The organism is Prescottella equi (assembly GCF_020171745.1).
Taxonomy (GTDB): domain Bacteria; phylum Actinomycetota; class Actinomycetes; order Mycobacteriales; family Mycobacteriaceae; genus Prescottella; species Prescottella equi_A.
Map to the genome: position 1 here is coordinate 61,715 of NZ_JAIVAH010000027.1, position 13,902 is coordinate 75,616.

General features: G+C 69.6%; 14 protein-coding genes. 6 read left to right on the plus strand and 8 right to left on the minus strand.

Annotated elements, in window-relative coordinates:
• Positions 1-335 precede the first annotated feature (335 nt).
• Together LCL87_RS21690 and LCL87_RS21695 are read right to left on the minus strand one after the other, a co-directional pair.
• Complete coding sequence (locus LCL87_RS21690; RefSeq protein WP_225023512.1) at positions 336-1,295, minus strand: M56 family metallopeptidase; 960 nt, start codon at positions 1,293-1,295, stop codon at positions 336-338.
• A 27-nt stretch (positions 1,296-1,322) separates the two neighbouring features.
• The gene (locus LCL87_RS21695; protein WP_225023513.1) at positions 1,323-1,775 is read right to left on the minus strand and encodes a BlaI/MecI/CopY family transcriptional regulator; all 453 of its coding nucleotides are present in this window, start codon (positions 1,773-1,775) and stop codon (positions 1,323-1,325) included.
• 134 nt (positions 1,776-1,909) lie between these two features.
• On the opposite strand from LCL87_RS21695, the gene LCL87_RS21700 reads away from it, so the two are divergent.
• The 4 genes from LCL87_RS21700 (at position 1,910) to LCL87_RS21715 (ending at position 6,991) form a co-directional block, all read left to right on the plus strand.
• Positions 1,910-3,217, plus strand: coding sequence for an alpha/beta hydrolase-fold protein (locus LCL87_RS21700; protein WP_225023514.1), 1,308 nt, complete (start codon positions 1,910-1,912; stop codon positions 3,215-3,217).
• On the plus strand, positions 3,214-5,757 hold the full coding sequence (locus LCL87_RS21705; protein ID WP_225023515.1) for a DUF2156 domain-containing protein: 2,544 nt from the start codon (positions 3,214-3,216) through the stop codon (positions 5,755-5,757). The genes LCL87_RS21700 and LCL87_RS21705 overlap by 4 nt, the downstream gene beginning before the upstream one ends.
• Before the next feature lie 83 nt (positions 5,758-5,840).
• A complete protein-coding gene (locus LCL87_RS21710; RefSeq protein WP_225023516.1) occupies positions 5,841-6,374 on the plus strand; it encodes a hypothetical protein in 534 nt (177 codons plus the stop codon).
• The gene (locus tag LCL87_RS21715) at positions 6,371-6,991 is read left to right on the plus strand and encodes an RES family NAD+ phosphorylase (RefSeq protein WP_225023517.1); all 621 of its coding nucleotides are present in this window, start codon (positions 6,371-6,373) and stop codon (positions 6,989-6,991) included. Before LCL87_RS21710 ends, LCL87_RS21715 begins: the two co-directional genes overlap by 4 nt.
• A gap of 55 nt (positions 6,992-7,046) precedes the next feature.
• Here LCL87_RS21715 and LCL87_RS21720 read toward each other — a convergent pair whose 3' ends face one another.
• Positions 7,047-7,451 (minus strand): hypothetical protein, encoded by a 405-nt coding sequence (locus LCL87_RS21720; RefSeq protein WP_225023518.1) that lies wholly within the window; start codon positions 7,449-7,451, stop codon positions 7,047-7,049.
• A gap of 461 nt (positions 7,452-7,912) precedes the next feature.
• Here LCL87_RS21720 and LCL87_RS21725 point away from each other — a divergent pair, with 461 nt between their 5' ends.
• Positions 7,913-8,074, plus strand: coding sequence for a hypothetical protein (locus tag LCL87_RS21725; RefSeq protein WP_225023519.1), 162 nt, complete (start codon positions 7,913-7,915; stop codon positions 8,072-8,074).
• A gap of 50 nt (positions 8,075-8,124) precedes the next feature.
• Here LCL87_RS21725 and LCL87_RS21730 read toward each other — a convergent pair whose 3' ends face one another.
• The 3 genes from LCL87_RS21730 to LCL87_RS21740 all read right to left on the minus strand — a co-directional run bounded on the left by LCL87_RS21730 (position 8,125) and on the right by LCL87_RS21740 (position 9,886).
• A complete protein-coding gene (locus LCL87_RS21730; RefSeq protein ID WP_225023520.1) occupies positions 8,125-8,766 on the minus strand; it encodes a hypothetical protein in 642 nt (213 codons plus the stop codon).
• 79 nt (positions 8,767-8,845) lie between these two features.
• The gene (locus LCL87_RS21735; protein ID WP_225023521.1) at positions 8,846-9,445 is read right to left on the minus strand and encodes a hypothetical protein; all 600 of its coding nucleotides are present in this window, start codon (positions 9,443-9,445) and stop codon (positions 8,846-8,848) included.
• A gap of 69 nt (positions 9,446-9,514) precedes the next feature.
• Positions 9,515-9,886 (minus strand): hypothetical protein, encoded by a 372-nt coding sequence (locus tag LCL87_RS21740; RefSeq protein ID WP_225023522.1) that lies wholly within the window; start codon positions 9,884-9,886, stop codon positions 9,515-9,517.
• Between the two features lie 228 nt (positions 9,887-10,114).
• Here LCL87_RS21740 and LCL87_RS21745 point away from each other — a divergent pair, with 228 nt between their 5' ends.
• Positions 10,115-12,010, plus strand: a complete 1,896-nt coding sequence (locus tag LCL87_RS21745) for an alkyl sulfatase dimerization domain-containing protein (RefSeq protein WP_225023523.1) — start codon at positions 10,115-10,117, stop codon at positions 12,008-12,010.
• Positions 12,011-12,016: 6 nt separating this feature from the next.
• On the opposite strand, the gene LCL87_RS21750 is transcribed toward LCL87_RS21745, so the two are convergent.
• Positions 12,017-12,865, minus strand: coding sequence for an ABC transporter ATP-binding protein (locus LCL87_RS21750; protein ID WP_225023524.1), 849 nt, complete (start codon positions 12,863-12,865; stop codon positions 12,017-12,019).
• The gene (locus LCL87_RS21755) at positions 12,862-13,857 is read right to left on the minus strand and encodes an iron chelate uptake ABC transporter family permease subunit (RefSeq protein WP_225023608.1); all 996 of its coding nucleotides are present in this window, start codon (positions 13,855-13,857) and stop codon (positions 12,862-12,864) included. Before LCL87_RS21755 ends, LCL87_RS21750 begins: the two co-directional genes overlap by 4 nt.
• Positions 13,858-13,902 lie beyond the last annotated feature (45 nt).

The following is a 13,902-nucleotide window of genomic DNA, read 5'->3' on the forward strand; positions in this document are numbered from 1 at the left end:
CTCGGTGGACTCGGGAGCCTCGGCTTCGACGGGTGCCGGGACGACGATGTCGTCCTGGCTCTCCTGTACCGACGGATCTTGGGCAGCAGTGGTCACGCGGAATTACCTCTCCGGACGTAGGGCGCGTCGCGGAGCGGGCTGTCATGCAGCCGCACGAAGAGACGAGCCAGGGCACATTTCACCTGGCCATCCGTGCGCTTCTTGCGGGAGAGATGGGGCTGTGTGCCGCACATTGATTGATCGGGCCGCAGCAGCGACCGCAATCGAGTGTACGCGATGGCGTCGACGGTCGACGACGCACGGCACCAGGTGTGACCAGCGCTACTTTCGTCGAATCAGGGCTGTCCGGTCGAGAACAGCCGGCTCAGCTCCACCAGCCACGGCACCGCGACGGCGATGGTCGGCACCACGAGGATCGCGGCGGCGCCGGCGTATGCGGCCGCGGCGATCCGGATGTCACCGGCCGAGTCGGTGAGCCGCTGGACCCGCACCAGGGTGCTGGGGCCGCCGGCCGCCATCGCCCCGCGCGGCGCGGTGGAATTGGCGCACGTGACCAGCGCGCGGGCGAGCGGGCCGGGGCCGGTGACCTTGACGGCCGAATCGTCGGCGAGGAGTTCGACGAGCAACTGCACCGAGCCGAGGGCGGACTTCGACCGCACCACCCGCGGGAAGGCGTGGTGGACGGCGGTGAACGCCTCGAGGACCAGATCGTGCCGGGCGCGCAGGTGGGACCGCTCGTGCGTGAGGATCGCGGTGACCTCGGCGTCGTTGAGTGAGTTCAGCGTGCCCTCGCTGAGTACTACCCGCTGACGGAGACCCGGAAGGCAGTACGCGATCGGCTCCGCGGCGTCGAGCACCCGGACACCCGGGAACGTGCCGAGTGCGGTCGAGATGTCGCCGCGGTCGAGGAGGTCGACGAGCATGCGGTGGCGGGCGCGCCGTCGGCGGGTGTGCACTCCCACCCGCACCATCGAGAAGATCAGTTTGGCGCCGATCAGCAGGGTGAGGCCGAACACGACGACGTACAGGATCCACAACGGCCACCCGAGTGCGTCGATCTCGGCCATCGGCTCGGTGGTGGGACGCCCGTCCGGGCCGGGAACCAGCAACCGACTGGCGATCGCGAGGCCCGCGCTGAAGGCGGACAGAACCGCGGCAAGTGCGATCGCCTGCCACAGCACCAGGGCGGCCCGGGGGGCGCGGAACGGCCAGCGGGCGCGACTGAGCAGTGCCGGCACGGGACCGGTGAGTGCGAGCGCGAGCAGCCCGAAGGCGAGCGCCGTGGGGGCGTTCATCGTTTACAGGTCATGGCGGCGGGAGCCTCAGCTCGCTCGTCCGGTGCCCGGACGCAGCCCGGTGGGGCGAACGGGATCCCCGACCTGCGTCACAGACTCGGACTTCGCGGCTTCGGCCGCCTCGAGCGCGGCGAGCGCCTCGCGCAGCGCGGCGGCCTCGTCGGCGCCGACCTGCCCCACGAAGTGCACCAGCGCCGCGGCACGCTCGCCGGACGCGTCGGCCTGCTGCAGTGCGTCCACCATCAGGCTCGCGACGAGCTCGTCGCGTCCGTGCATGGGTAGGTAGCGGTGCGCGCGGTCGTCACGCTGCTGGATCACGAGGTGCTTCTTGGCAAGTCGCTGCAACACGGTCATGACCGTGGTGTACGCGAGTTCGCGCCTGGTGGCGAGTGCCTCGTGCACCTGCCGCACAGTCTGAGGCTCCGTCACCGACCACAGATGGTCCATCACCGCACGTTCGAGCTCGCCGAGTCCAGCCATGCTCCGATTCTACGGACCGCCCTCCCCGAATGCTTACTACTGGCGGTAGTAACTTCGGCGGGGCCGGTGTGGTATCGGTCTCACTGCGGCGCCGGGCGGTATACCGGTGGGGGAAACGACAGCGCGGAGGTTCGATGTTCGGGTGGCTCGATCGACTCTCGCTGGTCTCGGGGCCACTGCCCGTCGTCCTCGCGGTCTGCGGAATCGCCGGCGCGGGCTGGTTGCTCGCCGGCCGGCGTCGGTGGTTCGTGCGCTGGGCGCTGCCCGCGTCGATCGTCGGCGCGGTCGCCGCGACGCTGCTGCTGTGGGTGATCGTCGAGAAGGTGTGGAAGCCGTTCCCCGACCCGATCGAGACGTCGGTGTACGTGTGGATCGGCATCGGACTGTGGGCGGTCCTGCTGGTGGTCCCGCGGGCGTTCACCGCGCGCAAGTGGACGGTGCCGGTCACGGTGCTCGCGGCGCTGGCCGTCGTGCTCGCGGTCGCCGTGCAGATCAACCTGGTGTTCTACGCCTACCCCACCGTGGGAACCGCCCTCGGACTACCGGACCCGGATCGGATCGACTTCGTGCAGGTGCCGCCCCCGACGGATCCCGTCGTCACCGGGCGTCCACTCGAGGACGCGTGGGCGCCACGGGCCCCGAACGATCTTCCCGCGAGCGGCCGGTACACCACGGTCGCGATCCCCGGAGCCACATCGGGATTCGCCGCGCGCGACGCCGTCGTCTACCTGCCGCCCGCCTACTTCGCCGATCCGCGGCCCCTGCTGCCGGTCCTCGTGATGTTGGCGGGCCAGCCCGGGTCGCCGGAGGACTGGCTGAACGGCGGCAAGCTCGCGATGACGATGGATGCGTTCGCGCGCGACCACCACGGCCTCGCCCCGGTGGTCGTCGTACCCGACGGCACCGGGTCGCAACTGGCCAACCCGTTGTGTCTCGACTCGCAACTGGGGAAGGTCGCAAGCTATCTCGCGGTCGACGTGCCCGCGTGGATCAAGTCGCACCTACAGGTCGACCCCGATCCGCGGTCCTGGGCGGTCGGCGGCTTGTCGTACGGCGGAACGTGTTCGCTGCAGCTGGCGACCAACCATCCGGAGGTCTATCCGACGTTCCTCGACCTGTCCGGCCAGGAGGAGCCGACGCTCGGTGACCGCAAACGGACCGTCGACGAGGCGTTCGGCGGCGACGAGGCCGCGTTCGTCGCGGTGAATCCGCTGGATCTGATGAAGTCCCGACGCTATCCGGACACGGCGGGGATCATCGTCGTGGGCACGCGCGACGACGCGTACCGCGGCGGCGCGCAGAAGGTCTTCGCGGCGGCGCGGGACGCGGGTATGGACGTGCAGTACGTGGAGGTGCCGGGCAGCCACAGTTTCGCGGTGTGGTCGGCGGGCCTGCGAAACGAAATGGATTGGCTGGCCAAGAGAATGGGACTGATCTCGTGACAACGCTCCGCCGGTACGCGCGCCGGGTCTCCGAGTTGCTCCGCTACGGGGCGGCCGGAGCGCCGGTCAGCATCACCCTGCTCGCCGTCATGTGGGTGCTCGGGTTCGCGACCGACTCGATCGTCCACGGTCCCGGCCAGTTCGTCGACCGTCATCTCGCCGTCGGGATCGGCCCCGTCGAACACTGGCGGTTGTGGACCAGCCTCAGTGCGGGGCTGTGGGCACCCGGGCTCGCCGGCTATCTCGGTGCGACCGTGCTGGTGTTCCTGGTGGCCGCTCCGCTCGAGCGGCGGATGGGGTCCGGGCGGTTCGCGCTCTCGGCGCTGATCACACAGGTCGCGGGAGCGTTGGTGGGTCTCGCGGTGGCGTCGGTGGTGAAACTGCTCGACGCCGACTGGGGGTTCCGGTTGCACATCGGGACCGCAGTGGGGCCGACGACGTGGATCGCGGGTGTCGCGATGGTGGCGAGCGCCTCGATGGACACCCTGTGGCGCAGACGGATCCGGGTGGGCCTGCTCGCGCTCACGATCACCCTGGTGCTGTTCGCCGGGCAGTTGCAGGACGTGATCCGCCTCGGCGCGGTGATCGTGGGGTTGTGTATCGGCCCGTGGATCGTCGGGCGGTCCGCCCGGGGCCCGCGGATCTCCGGGACTCGACGGGAGGGTCGGGTGCTGGTCGCGATCGTCGTGGCCGCCACCTCGATCGGGACGATGCTGGCCGCGCTGTCGCCGCACGCCGTCGGCCCGCTGTCGGTGCTGCGCGACCTGTTCCGCGGGGTGCCGTGGACGACCGCCGAGGTCCGCGAGATCTGCGCCGAGTCCGAGTCCTCCCTCGACTGCCGGCGCGGCGAACTCGATCTGCGCCTGTCCGGTCTCGGCCCGACACTGATCAGCCTGATGCCGTCGGTGTTCCTGCTGGTGCTGTGCGACGGCCTGCGCCGCGGGCGACGGTTCGCCTGGATCGCGTCGCTCGTCGCGCAACTGCTGCTGTTGGCGCTGTCGCTGCTGAACTTCGTGGTCCGCTACATCGACGTCGCCGACGAGGAGTCGCTCTTCTACGGCCTCGACGCCCCCAACGTGTACCGGACGCTCACGCCGTTCCTGACGCCACTCGCGCTGGTGGTCCTGCTGCTCGCGACGCGCAAGCTCTTCGACGTGCAGGCGCCGCCGAAGACTTATCGCAGGCTGGCCGGCAAGCTCGCGGTGCTCGTCGCTGGTCTCGGCGTGCTGTACGTGCTCGGGGGACTGTGGGCGCGCAACGGTTTCGACCGCCGCCCCACCGCCTGGACCCTGATCGCGGACTTCCCGGAGCGACTGGTGCCGCCGGTGTACCTGCAGATGCTCGATCCGCGTCTGCTCCCGGACGACTGGGCGTCGACGCTGCTCTACGAGTGGACCGGCGTCGTGTTCTGGGTCGCGGTGTGCGTGCTGGTGGGGGCCACGTTCCTGCGGCCCGCACACGGCGCCGACACCGGTGCCGCCGAGCGGGCCCGCGAGATCCTCGTGCACGGATCGGGCAGCGCGCTGGCGTGGATGACGACGTGGCGCGGCAACTCCTACTGGTTCGGCCCCGGCGGCGACAGCTACGTCGCGTACCGGGTGATCGGCGGTGTCGCGCTGACGACCGGCGGACCGGTGGGCCGGCCGGACCGGGTGCGCGACGACGTCGTCGGGTTCGCCGAGTTCGCGGCGTCCAACGGCTGGGTGCCGTGCTACTACTCGGTGACCGGTGACGTGCGGGACGCGGCCGAGGCACAGGGCTGGGTGGGCGTGCAGGTGGCCGAGGAGACGGTCCTCGACCTGGGCTCGATCGCGTTCACCGGCAAGAAGTTCCAGGACGTGCGCACCGCGCTGAACAAGGCGGCGAAGTCGGGGATCACCGCCGAGTGGGTCAGTTTCCCCACCGCGCCGCTCGCGATCACCGACCAGATCACCGCGATCTCCGAGGAATGGGTGGCCGACAAGGGCATGCCCGAGATGGGGTTCACGCTCGGCGGCCTGCAGGAGATGGACGACCCCGAGGTGCGCTGCCTCATCGCCGTCGACGAAGAGCGCACCGTGCACGGGGTGACGTCGTGGCTGCCGGTGTACCGGGACGGCCGGGTGGTCGGGTGGACGCTGGACTTCATGCGTCGGCGCGGCACCGCGGACGCCTTCCGTCCGGCGATGGAGTTCCTCATCGCGTCGGCGGCATTGCTGCTCGAGCAGGAGGGCGCCGAGTTCGTGAGCCTGTCCGGCGCGCCGCTGGCGACGGTGCAGGACGGCGAGCAGGCGGACGTGCCGAGCGACGTGCGGCCCGGGTTGTCCGAGGCGATGGACTCGCTACTCGAGGTCCTCGGGCAGACCCTCGAACCGGTGTACGGGTTCCGGTCGCTGCTGGCGTTCAAGTCGAAGTTCCAGCCCCGCTACGAGCCGATGTACATGTGTTTCCCCGATCCGGTCGCGCTGCCGAGCATCGGCAACGCGATCGGCCGCGCCTACCTGCCCGACGTCTCGCTCGGGCAGGGCGTGCGTCTGGTCCGGACGCTGATCAGGCGCTGACACCCGGCCGGCCGGTGGTTGACGTGGTTGACTGGTGGTGACAGGGTTGGGTTGACACGGTTGACGCGTGAGAGGACTGGGCCATGACGACGCGGGCATCGCTGGTCGAGCAGGAGCACGAGTTGATGGCGCTGCTGAAGCAGCGCGTGCACGACACGTTCGCCGCCGCGGCCGAGGCCGGGGTCCCCGCCGAGACGTTCGCCGACGTCGAGGCCATCGCCGATGCGATGTCCGCGGCGCTGCCCACCAGCCACGTGTACGACCAGATGGTCGGGCCGTTCTACGACACCGCGGGCCTCACCCGCTGGTGGCGGGTGAGCCGGCAGGCCGTCAGCAAGAAGGTCGCAACCAACGCGGTCATCGCGTGCCGACTCGACGACGGCCAGTGGGTCTACCCGACCTGGCAGTTCACCGACGGCGGCGCCGTGCATCCGGCGCTCGTCGAGGTGTGGCGCATTCTGCGCGCCGCCGCGGATCCGTGGACGGGCGCGCTGTGGCTGTGCACCCCGCAGGACGGGCTGGACGGCCGGTCCGCCGCGGACTGGCTCACCGGGGGCGGGCCCATCGACCCGGTCCGCACCGCCGCCCGCGCCGACGCGCAGCGGTGGGCTGCATGACCCGTGAGGTCGTCGCGCTCGGCTCGCCCGGGAACCGTTCCCTCGCAGGGTTTCCCACCTGGTCGTTGACCACCCGCCGGCAGCTGTGGCGCGGGCACAAGGCAGAGAACGGTCCGTGGTGGTTCGCGTCGTCGGGGCGGGGCCGCTTCGATCTGACCGAACCGCGCGGCACCTGTTACGTCGCGTTCGACGCGCGCACCGCGATCCGGGAGACGGTCGGGGAGGTGCTCGCCGGCGCCGGGGTGATCTCCCACGAGTTCGCCGACGAACGCGTGCTGTCCCGGCTGCGAGTGCCTGCCCGCCGCACCCTGGCCGACACGTGCGCCGAGGCGGCCGCGGACTACGGACTCACCCGCGAACTGTGCACCGTGACCCCGTACGAGATCCCGCAGCAGTGGGCGACCGCGCTCGCCGGATCGTGCGACGGGCTGCGCTACCAGACCCGGTTCACCACGGGTACGGCACCGAACGCGGCCGCGTTGTTCGACGACGCCGGCGAGCGCGGCAACTGGGCCGTCGACGACGCCCCGGAGTCATTCGCGGCCGCCGCTCGCCGCGGTGGCTTCACCGTCGGCTCGGTGCCGCGGAGCGTGCGGATCGTCCAGCCGCCGGGCTGAACGGTCCGGCCAGAGGACCTGCACACCGTCGACACCCACCCCGCCGCCACTCGCTCTACGGGTGTAGTTGGTGCTTGACGGGTCGCTTCCAGAGCCGGACGATCACGTACGCGTCAAGGACGGCGATCGCAAGGTACGGGACGAGGACAACGGACGCTACGAAAGGTGTGAATTCCGGGCCCCAGCTGTTCGGATCCCGCCGCTCCGGCGCGACCGCGTCGCCGACGATGCCGTAGGTGAGCGCGGCGACGAAGAGCACTGCTGCCGCACAACCGAGCGACACGAGCCAGCGCCCGACGCGGAACGTCCGCTTCAGCGCGGCCGCGCCCGACAGCGACACCAATACCGCCGGCACGAACACCACGCCCACGACAACCCAGGCGATCAGCACGTCGCCGATCACGGGCGAGCGGCTGTTGTCGAGGCTCGCCGCCGGTACCGAAACGGCGAGCAGCAGCATCGGCAGTAGTGCCACCCACGTAGCCCAGGCGGTGTCGTGTGGCCGCCACCCGATGCATCGATGACGCGTGTCGGTCCCGGAGTCGGCAGGCGGATCTGTTCGAGGCTGCTCGCTCATCCCGCCAGGCTTCCACAACGGCGGCCATGTTCCCTGCACGTTGTTCAGTCCTCCAGGTGGCACGGCAGGGACTGCACGTCTGGGTGCGTTGGCTCGCGTCACGGTGAATTTCTCTGCGTCCCTTTGCGATTGTCCCGCCTCGATCTTCGTTGGGTGGGTGACCCGGCGGTGTCACGTCGAAGTCGCTTTCCTCGAGCGGCCACGGGTCCTTCTCGCCCACTTCGGCTACGTGGATCCGGGCGTCGGCTCGGTCACCGAGAGAGCACGGGACGGCCGTACGGCCCGCGGGCTACGTTCCAATTCAGGGGCTGGGGAGCCCTCGGTATCAAGGGGAGGAAATGAGCATGGGTGCAGCAGCATTCGTTCGCGACCGGGAAGCAATGGGGAAGCTACTCACGGTCGCGTCCACGATCGTCGTTCCGTACGCGCTCTGGCCGCTGGTCATGGTGTGGGCGGTCCTGTACTTCAGCGCATCCGGGGTGAGGCGGCTCCTCCGCGCCCGGTGATCGGCCTGCATGTCGACTCGCGGCGAAGCGCGACGGGACGCCGAGGGGCCTCACGGGTTCATGGTGACAGCGCCGTCGCCGTCGACGAAGAGCCGTTGTCCGAGATCCTTGAGGGGGTTGGAGGGGCTGTCTTTCGAATAGATCGCCATCGCCCACACTGCCTGGCAGGGATCTTGGTCGAGTTTGAGCAGGTAGAAGGAGTTCGTGATCCCGTAGTCCGGCGGGGGAGCGTCCGTCTGCCGAAGGTAGGTGACGGGTTGCCCGTTGAGCGGGCTCGTTGCATCGACGAAGTCGTCACCGCTCTGGCTCAGATTGAACTGCTCGCAGCTCACGGGCTTGAACATCCACTGCACCCATTCCTCGAACCGCTGCAGGGTAGCTGGCCGGGCGCCCAGGAGGTCGGCGACGGTATTCGTGGACAGGTCGTAGCCGGGCCAGTACATGACGTAGGTCGTCGCGTCATTGCTTCCCATCGTCTTGCTTTCGGCTTCGGTCAGTTCGATCACGCGCGCGCCTTCGGGCAGTGTCGTGGTGAAGGTCGCTGTGCCGACGGTGAACTCGGTGTCGACCGGGTGAAAGCTGCTGTCGACCAGGATCTGGGTGTCCGCGCAGCCGACGAGCAGGACAGCGGCTGCCGGGGCGGCAACTGCGGCAGCGAGCCGGTGGCGGGTGACGTAGCGGCGCGGGAGCACGGGCGAGAGACTCCGATCGAAGGAGCTGCGTCTACAGCAGCCCGGCGTGTTGTACGAAGGCTTCCACAGCGTGGGTGCCCTAGACGGGTTCGCCGTTGAACCGGGCTTCCATCATGGGCGATAGCGGGATCTGGTGCACGATCCGCTCGGTGAGCGGCAGCGAGCGGATCGCGGTGATGGCGTCCCACTTGAACACGCCGCATTCGCCGGTCGGCAGCCTCGGTGCTCGCAGTCCGAGTCCGTTCTCGTCGACGAGCCAGACCTCGGGCGGTGTCAGCTGGTCCGTCAGACAGGTCAGTTCTTCCGGCGGTGGTTCGGAGGGCAGTCGGTAGCCGGCCAGGACTGCCGTCATGTCGCCTTCGCGGTGTTCCTCGACCAAGGAGACGCTGTGGTCGACGACTTCCGCGGTCTCCCCGCGGTTCCAGGCGCCCTCGCAGGTGACGACGCGGACGGGCTCGAAGTCGTCGGGGATCGGCATCGGCTCGGGCACGGGCGGCGTGGTCTGGGGCAGACCGGAGAACCCGAGAAGATTGCCGGCTAGACAGGTCGGTTCCACCAACCCCGGGATGGTCGGCCGCGGTTCGGGTGCGGCAGTCTCGTCGGACTCGGTCGACGAACCGCACCCCGACACGGCCAGTCCGAGTGCAGCCAACCCCACGAAGATTCTCGAAGCCCCCATAACAGGCACCCTACGGCTCGGGCGGAATGCGCGTGGGTGAACCGCGGCGCGGCCCCATGTGTGTGAGTTTCACGGCCCGCCGGAGAGTGAGTAGCCGACGTAGCGGTTGCCCCATTTGAGGTAGGCGCTGGTGGTGGCTTGGCCTCGGATGGTGTCGTTCTGGAATTGGTAGACGGGGTGGCGGGGCCAGAGGTTGCTGACGTGTTCGAGGGTGTATTGCACGCGGTGGCCGGGTGGGTAGCGTTGGAGGATTTCTTCGCGGGTGTAGCTGCTGTCGCTGTTGCCGCGTAGGTATGTGCGGCCGAGGGATTCGAGGCGCTCGGGTGGAGTGAAGATGTTCAGGCTGTGGTAAATGAACATCGCGTAGAGGACCCCGGCGGCGAGCATCGCAGCGAGTGCGAGGGCCCCGTACCGGAGGGTTCGGCGCAGGGGTGTGGGCACAGTGGCACGGTATATCGTTCGTGATCTTCGCCGGTGACATGACGCGGCCGCCTCGCCCTGTAAGCGACTCTGGTGAGATCACTCAATCCGACCGCTGCGGCGTCGTACGACCGATAGGCCGTCCGTGCTTGAACTCCCCGTTCACCCGCGCCGGGTGAGGCGTGTGCCCCGCCCGAGATGTCACGCTGCGACTGCGTCCAGAGACAGCGGTGCGGCGGAAGGGATCCCATGACCGATCAGTCACAGGCCACGGCGACGGTGCAGGCTCGGCACGAGGAGGCGCTGAAAGTGCTCCCGTTCGACGAGGACCAGGACTTCGCCGATGCGCAGCGCGGGTTCGTCGCCGCGTTGGAGCCGGGGGTCGTGAAGAACGACGACGGTGAAGTCGTTTGGGACAGCGGCTCGTTCGCGTTCCTCGACGAGGACTGCCCGGAGACGGTCCATCCGAGCCTGTGGCGCCAGTCGCGGCTGTGCGCGATGCAGGGCCTGTACGAGGTGGCCGACGGGATCTACCAGATCCGCGGACTCGATCTGTCGAACATGACCCTGGTCGAGGGCGACACCGGGGTGATCGTGATCGATCCGCTGATCTCCGCGGAGACCGCGGCCGCCGGCCTGGCGCTGTACCGCGAGCATCGCGGCGACCGGCCGGTGGTCGGGGTGATCTTCTCGCACTCGCACATCGACCACTTCGGCGGCGTCAAGGGCATCACCACCGCCGAGGACGTCGCGGCGGGCCGCTGCCCGATCCTGGCGCCGGTCGGCTTCGTCGAGCACGCGGTGGCCGAGAACGTGTACGCGGGCACCGCGATGGGGAGGCGGGCGGCGTACATGTACGGGGCGGCGCTGCCGCGCGGGCCGCTCGGCGCGGTCGGCGCGGGCCTCGGGCCCACCACGTCCACCGGCACCCCGACGCTCATCGCCCCGACCGTGGACGTCGATCACACCGGGCAGACCGAGACGATCGACGGGGTCCGCATCGAGTTCCAGATGACGCCCGGCACCGAGGCGCCGTCGGAGATGAACTTCTACTTCCCGGACCGCCGGGCGCTGTGCATGGCGGAGAACGCCACTCACACACTGCATAACCTGCTCACGTTGCGCGGTGCGCTGGTGCGTGACCCGCACGTGTGGTCGAAGTACCTCACCGAGTCGATCAACCGGTACGCGTCGGGCTCGGACGTGCTGTTCGCCTCGCACCACTGGCCGACGTGGGGCACCGAGCGACTCACCGAATTCCTGTCGCTGCAGCGTGACCTGTACGGGTACTTGCACGACCAGACCCTGCGGGCGCTGAACCAGGGCGCCACGGGTATCGAGATCGCCGAGAACCTGGACCTGCCGCCCGCGGTGGCGCAGGCCTGGCACACCCACGGTTATTACGGATCGGTCAGCCACAACGTCAAGGCCATCTACCAGCGCTACATGGGCTGGTTCGACGGCAACCCGGCCACCTTGTGGGAGCACCCGCCGGTCGACGCCGCGAAACGGCACGTCGAGTTCATGGGTGGCGCCGACGAAGTCGTGGCGAAGGCACGGAAGTCGTACGCGGAGGGCGACTTCCGCTGGGTCGCGCAGGTGCTCAACTACGTGATCTTCGCCGAACCCGATCACGCCGAGGCGCGGACGCTGCAGGCGGACACGTTCGAACAGCTGGGCTTCGGCTCGGAGAACGGGACGTGGCGGAACTTCTTCCTGATGGGCGCGTACGAGTTGCGGAACGGGCCGGTGGGCACGCCGACCAGGACGGATGCGCCGGACATCGCGGCCGCGCTGTCGGTGGAGCAGGTGTTCGACGCGATCGCGCTCCGCATCGACGGGCCCCGCGCGTGGGACGCCGACATCACCATCGACTGGCGCATCACCGACGAGGGCATCGACCACCGCACCCACCTGCGCAACGGGTTGCTGGTGCACTTCGACCTCGACGGTGACGCATCCGAGCCCGACGCGCGGCTGACGCTGTCCCGTCCGGACCTGATCGCGGCCGTCGTCGGCGGCGGGGACGTGCCGGGCATGGTCGGCGCCGGCCGGATCGGTGTGGAGGGCGACGCCGCGAAGCTGACCGAACTGATCGGCTACGTGGACGCCCCGGACCCGGACTTCGCGATCGTCACGCCCTGACGCCGGTCACCGCTCGCGCGTCGGCCCGCCCACCGCGCCGTACACGTGCCGGGTGCCGATCGGGACGATCAGCGGACGGTCCGAGACCGGGTCGTCGATGACGGTGGCCTCGAGCCCGAACACCTCTGCGAGCAGTTCGGCGGAGATGACGTCCTGCGGCCTGCCGGACGCGACGATCCGGCCCTCCGACATGACGATCAGGTGGTCGCTGTAGCGGACGGCGAGGTTGAGGTCGTGCAGCACCATGATCACGGTGCGGCCCATCTCCTCGTGCATCCGGTCGACGAGATCGAGCACCTCCACCGAGTGCGACAGATCCAGGTAGGTGGTGGGCTCGTCGAGCAGCAGGATGTCGGTGCCCTGCGCGAGCGCCATCGAGATCCAGGCGCGCTGGCGCTGGCCGCCGGAGAGTTGGTCGACGGGACGGTCCGCGAGATCGGCGACGCCGGTGAGCGCGAGCGCGTGTGCCACCTCGGTCTCGTCGTCGGACGACCACTGCCGGATCCACGACTGGTGCGGGTGCCGGCCGCGGGCGACGAGGTCGGCGACGGTGAGCCCTTCGGGAGCGACCGGGGCCTGCGGCAGCATGCCGAGGGTGCGGGCCACGTCCTTGGTCCGCATCGTGGTGATCGCCTTGCCGTCGAGCAGGACGGTGCCGGCGCGCGGCTTGAGGAGGCGGCCGAGGGCTCGCAGCATCGTCGACTTGCCGCAGCCGTTGGGGCCGATGACGGTGGTGATGACGCCGGTGGGGATCTCGACGTCGAGTCCCTCGACGATCACCCGGTCGCCGTAGCCGAGGGTGAGGTTCTCGGCGACGAGGCGCGGCGCGGGAGCGGAGTGAGCCGTGTTGGTCATGCCGAGACCTTCCGGTTGTTGCGGACGAGCAGGTACAGGAGGAACGGGCCGCCGAGCGCCGACGTCACGATGCCGACGGGCAGTTCGACGGGCAGGATGGTGCGGGCGATGATGTCGCTGCCGACGACCAGCACGGCACCGGTGAGCGCCGACGCGATGATCGGCGGACCGGGGGAGCGGACCAGGCGCATCGCGACCTGCGGGGCGGCGAGCGCGACGAAGCCGACCGGACCGGCCGCGGCGGTGGCGACGGCCGCCAGGATCACCGACGCGAGCAGCAGCTTGGCCTGCTCGGACTGCTGCCGGACGCCGAGCGAGCGGGCGTTGTCGTCGCCCAGGCGCAGCGCACCGAGCGTGAACGTCGAGATGATCGCCCAGCCGCCGATGATCGCGAGTGCGATCGCGACCGGCCACACCTGACCCCAGCCGGCACCGTTGATGGAACCGTTGAGCCACACCTTGGCGCGGGAGACGTCGTTGATGTCGGCGGAGATGAGCAGCCACCCGGTGACGGCGATGAGCATCGCGTTGATACCGATGCCGATGAGGATCAGCCGGTAGCCCTCGACGCCGTTGCGCCACGCCAGCAGGTAGATCACCGCGGCGGTGACCAGACCGCCGGCCAGCGCGGCCAGCGGGATGCCGAGCGTCGCGAGCAGGCCCACGAACGAGCCGCCGCCACCGAGCACGATCAGCGCGACGGCGGCCGCGCTGGCGCCCGAGGTGATGCCGAGGATGTCCGGGCTGGCGAGCGAGTTGCGGGCGATCGACTGGGTGATGGCGCCGGAGATGCCGAGCGCGATGCCGATCAGGACCGCGACCAGCGCGCGGGGGAGGCGCAGGTCCATCACGATGAACCGCTGCACCTTGGAGCCGCCGCCGAACAGGACGTTGGTGACCTCCGCGATCGACAGCGGGAAGTCGCCGCGGCCGATGCCGACGCACACCAGCAGGAACAGCAGCGCCAGCAGCACCACGTTCACGACGATCATGAACGGCCGCAGCACCAGCGAGACCGGGCCGATCCGCAGCGCCGG

Bases quoted from the DNA above. Each gene is read 5' to 3' on its own strand.
- LCL87_RS21690 (WP_225023512.1), bottom strand. From the start codon at position 1,295: ATGAACGCCCCCACGGCGCTCGCCTTCGGGCTGCTCGCGCTCGCACTC.
- LCL87_RS21750 (WP_225023524.1), bottom strand. From the start codon at position 12,865: ATGACCAACACGGCTCACTCCGCTCCCGCGCCGCGCCTCGTCGCCGAG.
- LCL87_RS21755 (WP_225023608.1), bottom strand. From the start codon at position 13,857: ATGATCGTCGTGAACGTGGTGCTGCTGGCGCTGCTGTTCCTGCTGGTG.
- LCL87_RS21710 (WP_225023516.1), top strand. From the start codon at position 5,841: ATGACGACGCGGGCATCGCTGGTCGAGCAGGAGCACGAGTTGATGGCG.
- LCL87_RS21735 (WP_225023521.1), bottom strand. From the start codon at position 9,445: ATGGGGGCTTCGAGAATCTTCGTGGGGTTGGCTGCACTCGGACTGGCC.
- LCL87_RS21720 (WP_225023518.1), bottom strand. From the start codon at position 7,451: ATGCTGCTGCTCGCCGTTTCGGTACCGGCGGCGAGCCTCGACAACAGC.
- LCL87_RS21695 (WP_225023513.1), bottom strand. From the start codon at position 1,775: ATGGCTGGACTCGGCGAGCTCGAACGTGCGGTGATGGACCATCTGTGG.
- LCL87_RS21725 (WP_225023519.1), top strand. From the start codon at position 7,913: ATGGGTGCAGCAGCATTCGTTCGCGACCGGGAAGCAATGGGGAAGCTA.
- LCL87_RS21715 (WP_225023517.1), top strand. From the start codon at position 6,371: ATGACCCGTGAGGTCGTCGCGCTCGGCTCGCCCGGGAACCGTTCCCTC.
- LCL87_RS21700 (WP_225023514.1), top strand. From the start codon at position 1,910: ATGTTCGGGTGGCTCGATCGACTCTCGCTGGTCTCGGGGCCACTGCCC.
- LCL87_RS21745 (WP_225023523.1), top strand. From the start codon at position 10,115: ATGACCGATCAGTCACAGGCCACGGCGACGGTGCAGGCTCGGCACGAG.